This is a genomic window from Hyphomonas sp. UBA3601, assembly GCF_002375605.1.
In the GTDB taxonomy this organism is placed as follows: Bacteria; Pseudomonadota; Alphaproteobacteria; order Caulobacterales; family Hyphomonadaceae; genus Hyphomonas.
The window spans coordinates 2,761-9,571 of record NZ_DFME01000126.1 but is presented as its reverse complement, the minus strand read 5'-3'; the positions used below and the strand labels follow the sequence as shown (position 1 = coordinate 9,571).

The following is a 6,811-nucleotide window of genomic DNA, read 5'->3' as shown; positions in this document are numbered from 1 at the left end:
GTCACGGGCTGACGAAGCCCGCCTGCCTCCGTTAGCAGGTTCCGACCCGGCGAATAGGCGATGACATGCTGCCAGTTCCAGGGCTGCATGACGAGGCGCAATTGCTCACCTTCCCAGCGGGGCGCACCGGCCGGCTGGTAGATCGGATCATTCACGACCAGCTCGAACCGATAGGGAAACCCGCCCAACGACTTGGAGGAATATTCAAGCTCAGCGCCATTGGCACGTTCTGCCGCTATCCATTCATCAATGCCCTTGTCGAGTTGGTCTTTCGCTATGAACCAATAGGCTGTCCATGCGCCGACGAGGATCAGCAGCAGGACAAATGGCGCATAGAGCCAGAACCGAGATTTTTTCCGAGAGGTGGAGGGCTCGACCATTGACGTGTCCTGAAGCGAGTTAGTGGGCGAGGCGACCCTGCACGGTACGGCCCTCGGCAACAAGAGCGTCTGATGCGGTCTCGAGTTCCGATTGCAGCCGGCTCATCAATTCCTTGCGTGGCAGGCCCGCCGGAATGGGCGGCAGGATCTCGTAGATGATCGTCCCCTTGCTGCGCTTCACTCCCCGACCCGGCCAACACAGGCCAGCGTTTGTCGCCACCGGCAGGATGGGCGCCTCAATACCCTTGGCGAGCGCCGAAATACCGGCCGCATGGTAGGCAGGCTCGGCCCCTGGCACCGTGCGTGTCCCTTCCGGGAAGATCACGATCTGGCGACCATCGTCGGCGCGCTCCCTTGCAGCTGCGACCATCTTCTTCAGCGTTCTCGTATTCCCCGCTCGGTCAATCGGGATCATCGCCGCCTTCAGCGCATACCAGCCAAGGAACGGATACCACAGCAATTCCTGCTTCAGGATGATCGCCGGTGCAGACATCACGAGGAAAGGAATGAACACGTCCAGCATGCAATTGTGCTTGCCCGCATAAAGCACCGTACCACGCGGCATGTTCTGGCGGCCGCGTATTTCCACGCTGATGCCGCAAAACACTTTCAGCCCCCAAATCAGGCCGCGCGCATACAGGCTGATCGCCCAGAACGTCACCGCTTTCGGCAACAGCAATGCCGGAAGGGCCAGCAGGCCCAGAACGGCCATCAGCCCGTACATCCAGATTACGAACAGGATCGAACGAAACATCATCATTGGACTACCAGATAACCGGTCATTCGAAGGTCGTCACGCGCCACTTGGCCCATTCGAGGAATACGCCCCGAAAGGAATCAGGATCGCTCCAAATTGAAGCGGGATCATTCACCGTGCGCACAGGCCACGCGACCAACTCGATATCGGGCATCGACTTTTTCAGCACGATCAGGCTGCGCGGCATGTGATAATCAGATGTCACGATGATCAGCTTCTTGTAATCGCGCTCATATGCCCAGGCAGCGGTTTCCTCGGCATTGCCCCGCGTAGATTCAGCAACATAGCCAATATCCACGCAGCACGCCCACACATCAGCGGCGCCCCCCGCCAGAGTGATCAAATCTTCCACAGGCACATCCGGGTTCACGCCGGAAATGAGCAACCGTGCGCCACGCCCCTGCATTACCAGTTCCACGCCCGCAGCAATGCGCAGACCGGACCCTCCTGTCAGCGCCACGATCGCATCGCCAGTGACTTCTGGTGAATGGTCAGCCTTCGCGGCGCGGTTCGCAAACAGCACAAAGTCCAGCGCCGCCAACAGCAACACTGCCACTCCGATCGCCGGCACCACGCCGATGCGTCGTTTCTTCAGTCGTTTTTCACCGCTCACATGACACTCTTCAGAGAACGGATGACAGTTACACGTGCTGCAAGGCGCGCAGCAAGTCCCGCAATCAGCGGGGTGATGATCAGAATGATCAGGTCCAGGAAATCCAGGCTCAGCTCAGGCAGCAGGCCGGTTCGCGCGCCGCTGGAATGGACCGCAAATATCATCGCCGCTGCTGCGCCGAGGGCGAGCAAGGCTCCTACTGCTCCTGCCCGAATGCCGAGCAACCAGAAGCGTCGCTCGAACAGGCCGGCAATGTACCGATCCCGCGCGCCTGCCAGATGCAGCACATCGACAATATCCCGACGCGCCAGCAACGCGGCATGTGTTGCAAAGGCGATCACGGCGACCGCCGTTGATGCCAGAAGCGCGACAGCCGTCAGCGCCACCAGCCGGGCAATCGCCAGCATGCGTCGAACATCTCCGGCCCAATCGGCATGCTCGTCCACAGCGTTTACAAATCCCGCCTCGGTGAGACGGCGCTCAAGTGTTGGCCCGATAAACTCCACATCCGGCTCGGCGGTGACCGCGATCAGCTGTGGCAGGGGCAGGCTTTCCGGCAAGCCCCGGCTACCAAAATTCGGCTCCAGCAGCGCATCAATTTCCGCTTTCGACAACAAGCGCGCTTCACGAATGCCATCGGTCGACTCGATCAGCTTTCGCGCGGCTTCTGCGCCACGCCGGTCAGCATCCGGCAGCGACACGGTCAGCTCGCCTTCGACTTCTGCCGTCCAGCTGCGCGCCGCGCCATAGGTCGACTTCGCTGACAGCGTCGCCAGCGCCGCAAGAAAACACAGTGCCCCAACCACAAAGAACAGGGCCATTTCGCGCGCGTCCTCAAGCGGCAGGAGAGGAGTTTCCTTCGCCATGCCTATTCCACCGCCTTCGAAAGGTCTGTCCGCCGTCGTGCGGCCGGCCCATATTCCACATCCTGTACCAGCAGGCCGTGCTGCAGGCGAAACACCGGCGCCTCGACCTGCCGCACCAGTTCCAGATCGTGGGTCGCGATAATCACTGTCGTAGCCCGGCGCTTGTTCAGCTCAAGGAACAGCCGCATCAGGCGCGAGCCCATCTCCGGGTCGACATTGCCCGTCGGCTCGTCCGCAATCAGGATGTCCGGCTGGGTCACCACGGCGCGGGCGATGGCGACGCGCTGCTGTTCGCCGCCCGAAAGTGTGGTTGGCCGCGCATGCATCCGCTCGCCAAGCCCGACCCAGGCCAGCAATTCCTCGACATCGCTGCGATAGGTCGACTCTTTCCGGCCCAACACCCGCAGCGGCAGCGCAACATTCTCATATGCGGTCAAATGGTCCAGCAGGCGAAACTCCTGGAAGACAACGCCAACCCGGCGACGCAATGCCGACAGCTGATCTCGCGTCAAACGGCTCGTCGGGCGGCCAAACAAGGAGACTTCGCCCCGTGTCGGTTTCAGTGCGAGATAAAGCAGCTTCAGCAAGCTGGTCTTGCCTGCGCCGGAGGCACCCGTCAGAAAGCTGAATGATCCGGGTTTCAGGACCAGATCAATCCCGCTAAGGATATCCTCTGACGAGTCATAGCGCAGCGAAACACCATCGAGGCGTACGGCAACATCGTCAAACAGGTCGTGGCGGGAAAGAGTCATAGGCTCCTGTCCTGTGCGCGGGCGAATGGATTATTGGGGCGAATTGCGGGAAACACCAAGACATGATCCTCACCTGTCCCAATTGTGAAACCCAGTATTTCGCCGATGACTCAACAATCGGTGAAAGCGGTCGCACTGTTAAGTGCGCGGCCTGTGGCGGATCCTGGTTTGTTGAACCAAAACATCTGGACGAAACGGTCCGGCGCACCCCCGCCGCGGCCCACGAGATTTATCGCGAAAAAGTCCGCGAACAACGCCGTCGCAAGAGCCGTACGGCCGCCCTGCTCTCCTGGCTGGTCACCGCAGGCCTGTTCTTCTCCCTCGGCGTTGGGGCCATCATGTACCGCAATGAAGTCGTGAAGCTCTGGCCGCAGGCTGGCAGCATCTACAAACAGATCGGGTTCAATGTGAATCGGTTCGGGCTCGACTTCGAAGATATCCAGCGCAGCCGCACCTTCAATGACACGGTTCCAGTCGTCACTGTGGCAGGCAATGCCCTCAACATTTCGCGCTCTACCGTCGACACGCCAGCGGTGCGCGTCGACCTGAAAGACGAAATCGGCGCCGTGGTTGCCACCAAATACGGCCGCATCCGGCCGGACCAACTGGCGGCAGGCGAATCGGGAACGTTTCAGGTTGTCGTCGAACAGGCGCCGATGGAAAGCTTCGAGATCGAACTCAAATTCGTCGATCTCTCCGATATGCCCCCGCGGGACGATATCCCGGATCCTACCACTGAAGACCTCATGGCCACCGAAACGGAAACGCCTGCCGAATGACCGACCTGCCCAAAATCGAAGTAATCGTGCCTGAAGACGAACTGTTGGCCCAGATCGACAAGCTGGCGGACACGCTGGCCCCGCGCCTGACGGGGGAGTGGACGATTGTCTCGATCCTGATCGGGGCCACACCCTTCACGGCGGATCTGATGAAGGCCCTCGCCCGGCGCGATATCCACCCCACCCTCGACGTGATCTGGCTGGAATCCTATCGCGACGCGCGCGAAAGCTCGGGTCGCGTGGTCGTGCGTGCAGACCTTGCCCGGTCCGTGAAGGACAAGGGCGTCATCATTCTGGATGATGTCTACGATACGGGCCGCACGCTGGCCTTTGCCAAGGCTCATTTGCTGTCCAAGGGTGCGCGGGAAGTCATCACCTGCGCTCTGACCCAAAAGCCCTGGGCCCCACGCGGCGCAGACGGCGTCGACTATTGCGCCATCGATGCGCCGGGCCGCTACCTGGTCGGCTATGGCATGGACGATGCCGGCAAATACCGCGGCCTGCCCTATATCGGCGCGCTGGACTAGGGCCGCCTGGCTAATTCACCGGCAGGTGCGTCTCCAGAAAGGCGAGGATCTCGGTGTAGTAGGTCAGCTCGTCTTTTTCAGACATATAAGAATGGTCGGAATCTTCGAGTTCCACATACCGCACGGGCTTGCCCTCGCGGTCGAGCGCCTTCTCCATGAGTTCGGACTGTTTCGGCGGCACAACTTCATCGTGCGTCCCGTGAATCAGTAGTACGGGTTTGGTTACCTTGTCCGCATTTTCCGCAGGGGATATCGCCTTCAGCATCTCACCGTCCGATCCAGGTTGTCCGATATGCTGAACCCAATATTTGTAGGTCTTGGAATAGCGCCCGTATTGAAGACGTTCCCATTGCAACATTTTGGCTAGATCACTTGGACCTGCCCCTGACACGATGCACTGGTAAAGTTCTGGTGTCTGTGTCGCTGCTGCCAAGGCGGCATATCCTCCATAGGAATAGCCGACGATACATGCATTTGCTGGCTCCGCGAGACCTTGAGAAATCAAAAACGCATACCCGTCTTCGATGTCTGTTTGCGTCGCCGCACCCCATTCCCTCCGACCCATCTCTGCAAATTCACGCCCGAATCCGGACGATCCCCTGAAATTGGGTTGAAAGACCTGATAGCCTGCAGCAACAAGTACCTGAACGTCTTGGCGAAAATCAAAGTAGTCCCTGGCTTCAGGGCCACCGTGCGGTAATACGATCAGCGGGGAGGTGCTGGCCGCAGATTCTTGCCGAGGGCGCGTCAGGTATCCTTCAATCTCAAGCCCGTCCCGGGCCGTGTACTGAACTATCTGAGCCGATCCAAATAGTTTTCCATTCAGTATTTTTTTCCTGGCGCCAATCTCAGTAATTGCCGACGTCTCAGCGTCATATAGATGATATGATCTAGGCCTTGTCGGACCGCTGACCCCAAGCAGCCAAGAACTTCCCCCGTCTCGCACCTCTAAGAGGTGAATATTGGCCAGTCTGCCAAAGCGCGCCTTCAACCCATCAAAATGAGCTTGAAGGCGTTGATCAAACATCTCAACCGTCTTCATCGGATCGAAGTAGACAATGCCCAACAGGCTCTGAGTGGTGGGGTCGAACACGACGTCTTCGATGTCGATGCCAGTTTTGGAAGCAACAGTCTCCAGAATCTCATCCATCTCGAAATCATAGAGATAGACTGCAGTAAAGTTTTCTTCAGGCAGCCGTGTCGCGATGTAGTAGGTTGACGGCGACGGGCCGGGATGGAGAATTTCAAAATCACCCGCAATGTCACTGCGCTCATCCGCACGCACACTATAGGACCAACGTTTCTCCCACGTTATTTTTCCCGAGGTTGAAACAGTACGCGCGAACACTGTCCGCGTTCTACCTTTGTTGCTTCGATCTACTCGTAAGGCAGGCACACCGTCCCTATCCGTATACCAAGCCACAGTGTAGTAGTCCCCGTTCACGATGCGCTCATAGCTACCATCTCGGATGTCCACTTTGAACAAGTCCAGGTCGCCATAGATGTTCGACGGCATGAGGATGTGATTTGGCTCCTCAGGAAGGAGGTCCGTGACGTTCGCGATACTGTAGTAACTGTTCCGTGTTTTCCAGTTGGGAAACAGCATCGTGGAGGTCCCGTCTAATGGGCAATAAGACACCAGCCGGGTAATGACAGTGGCTCGCCGTCTCCAGAGTTTGGATCTTCCCGCTTCCTGAATGTCATGCTCGATGTCGCGGCCATCATCCGCGTCAGAATTTCCGACACCCGTCATCGAAATCAGAAGACAGTCATCGTTTACCCACTCAATCCAGTTCACTGTAGCGGGACCCAAAGGCTCCAATACCGGCTTCGGCACATTCGCCGAAAAATCAACCGTTAGGATGAAATCCAGTCCATTCGCTTGTTGGATGCCCGCCAAATATCGACCCGACGGGGAGAGAGTCGGGAGCGAGTAGTCTGCTTCGCTCAGGAATTCTTCAAGCGTTGGAGGAGCGGGTTCCTGCGCAACCGCATGACCGCAAACAAAAAAAGCGGCCAAAACCGCCAGAATACGCAACACCAGATCAGCCCTCCCGGAAGACCCGTAGACTGGAAAACCAGCGCAATCAGGTCAACCGGAAATGGAGGAAAAACTACAAAATTGCGGGGATTACGC

At 58.3% G+C, this 6,811-nt stretch carries 8 protein-coding genes; 2 read left to right on the top strand and 6 right to left on the bottom strand.

Annotated features, from left to right (window positions below; translation table 11 throughout):
* The 5 genes from B4F73_RS13750 to ftsE form a co-directional block, all read right to left on the bottom strand.
* On the bottom strand, window positions 1-380 hold a 380-nt coding region (locus B4F73_RS13750), incomplete at its 3' end, for a DUF2125 domain-containing protein (RefSeq protein WP_290483546.1).
* A 19-nt stretch (window positions 381-399) separates the two neighbouring features.
* Window positions 400-1,140: a lysophospholipid acyltransferase family protein gene (locus tag B4F73_RS13745; RefSeq protein WP_290483545.1), complete on the bottom strand. Its 741-nt coding sequence runs from the start codon at window positions 1,138-1,140 to the stop codon at window positions 400-402.
* Window positions 1,141-1,159: 19 nt separating this feature from the next.
* Complete coding sequence (locus B4F73_RS13740) at window positions 1,160-1,750, bottom strand: YdcF family protein (RefSeq protein WP_206991682.1); 591 nt, start codon at window positions 1,748-1,750, stop codon at window positions 1,160-1,162.
* Window positions 1,747-2,616: a cell division protein FtsX gene (locus B4F73_RS13735; RefSeq protein ID WP_206991683.1), complete on the bottom strand. Its 870-nt coding sequence runs from the start codon at window positions 2,614-2,616 to the stop codon at window positions 1,747-1,749. Before B4F73_RS13735 ends, B4F73_RS13740 begins: the two co-directional genes overlap by 4 nt.
* A 2-nt stretch (window positions 2,617-2,618) precedes the next feature.
* Window positions 2,619-3,368, bottom strand: a complete 750-nt coding sequence (gene ftsE / locus B4F73_RS13730; protein WP_290483544.1) for a cell division ATP-binding protein FtsE — start codon at window positions 3,366-3,368, stop codon at window positions 2,619-2,621.
* A gap of 62 nt (window positions 3,369-3,430) precedes the next feature.
* On the opposite strand from ftsE, the gene B4F73_RS13725 reads away from it, so the two are divergent.
* Complete coding sequence (locus B4F73_RS13725) at window positions 3,431-4,147, top strand: MJ0042-type zinc finger domain-containing protein (protein ID WP_290483543.1); 717 nt, start codon at window positions 3,431-3,433, stop codon at window positions 4,145-4,147.
* Entirely contained in the window at window positions 4,144-4,674 is a 531-nt protein-coding gene (locus tag B4F73_RS13720; protein WP_290483542.1) for a phosphoribosyltransferase, read from the top strand. Before B4F73_RS13725 ends, B4F73_RS13720 begins: the two co-directional genes overlap by 4 nt.
* Before the next feature lie 10 nt (window positions 4,675-4,684).
* On the opposite strand, the gene B4F73_RS13715 is transcribed toward B4F73_RS13720, so the two are convergent.
* Complete coding sequence (locus B4F73_RS13715; RefSeq protein WP_290480242.1) at window positions 4,685-6,715, bottom strand: alpha/beta hydrolase family protein; 2,031 nt, start codon at window positions 6,713-6,715, stop codon at window positions 4,685-4,687.
* Window positions 6,716-6,811 lie beyond the last annotated feature (96 nt).

Bases quoted from the DNA above. Each gene is read 5' to 3' on its own strand.
- B4F73_RS13745 (WP_290483545.1), bottom strand. From the start codon at position 1,140: ATGATGATGTTTCGTTCGATCCTGTTCGTAATCTGGATGTACGGGCTG.
- B4F73_RS13725 (WP_290483543.1), top strand. From the start codon at position 3,431: ATGATCCTCACCTGTCCCAATTGTGAAACCCAGTATTTCGCCGATGAC.
- B4F73_RS13720 (WP_290483542.1), top strand. From the start codon at position 4,144: ATGACCGACCTGCCCAAAATCGAAGTAATCGTGCCTGAAGACGAACTG.
- ftsE (WP_290483544.1), bottom strand. From the start codon at position 3,368: ATGACTCTTTCCCGCCACGACCTGTTTGACGATGTTGCCGTACGCCTC.
- B4F73_RS13735 (WP_206991683.1), bottom strand. From the start codon at position 2,616: ATGGCGAAGGAAACTCCTCTCCTGCCGCTTGAGGACGCGCGCGAAATG.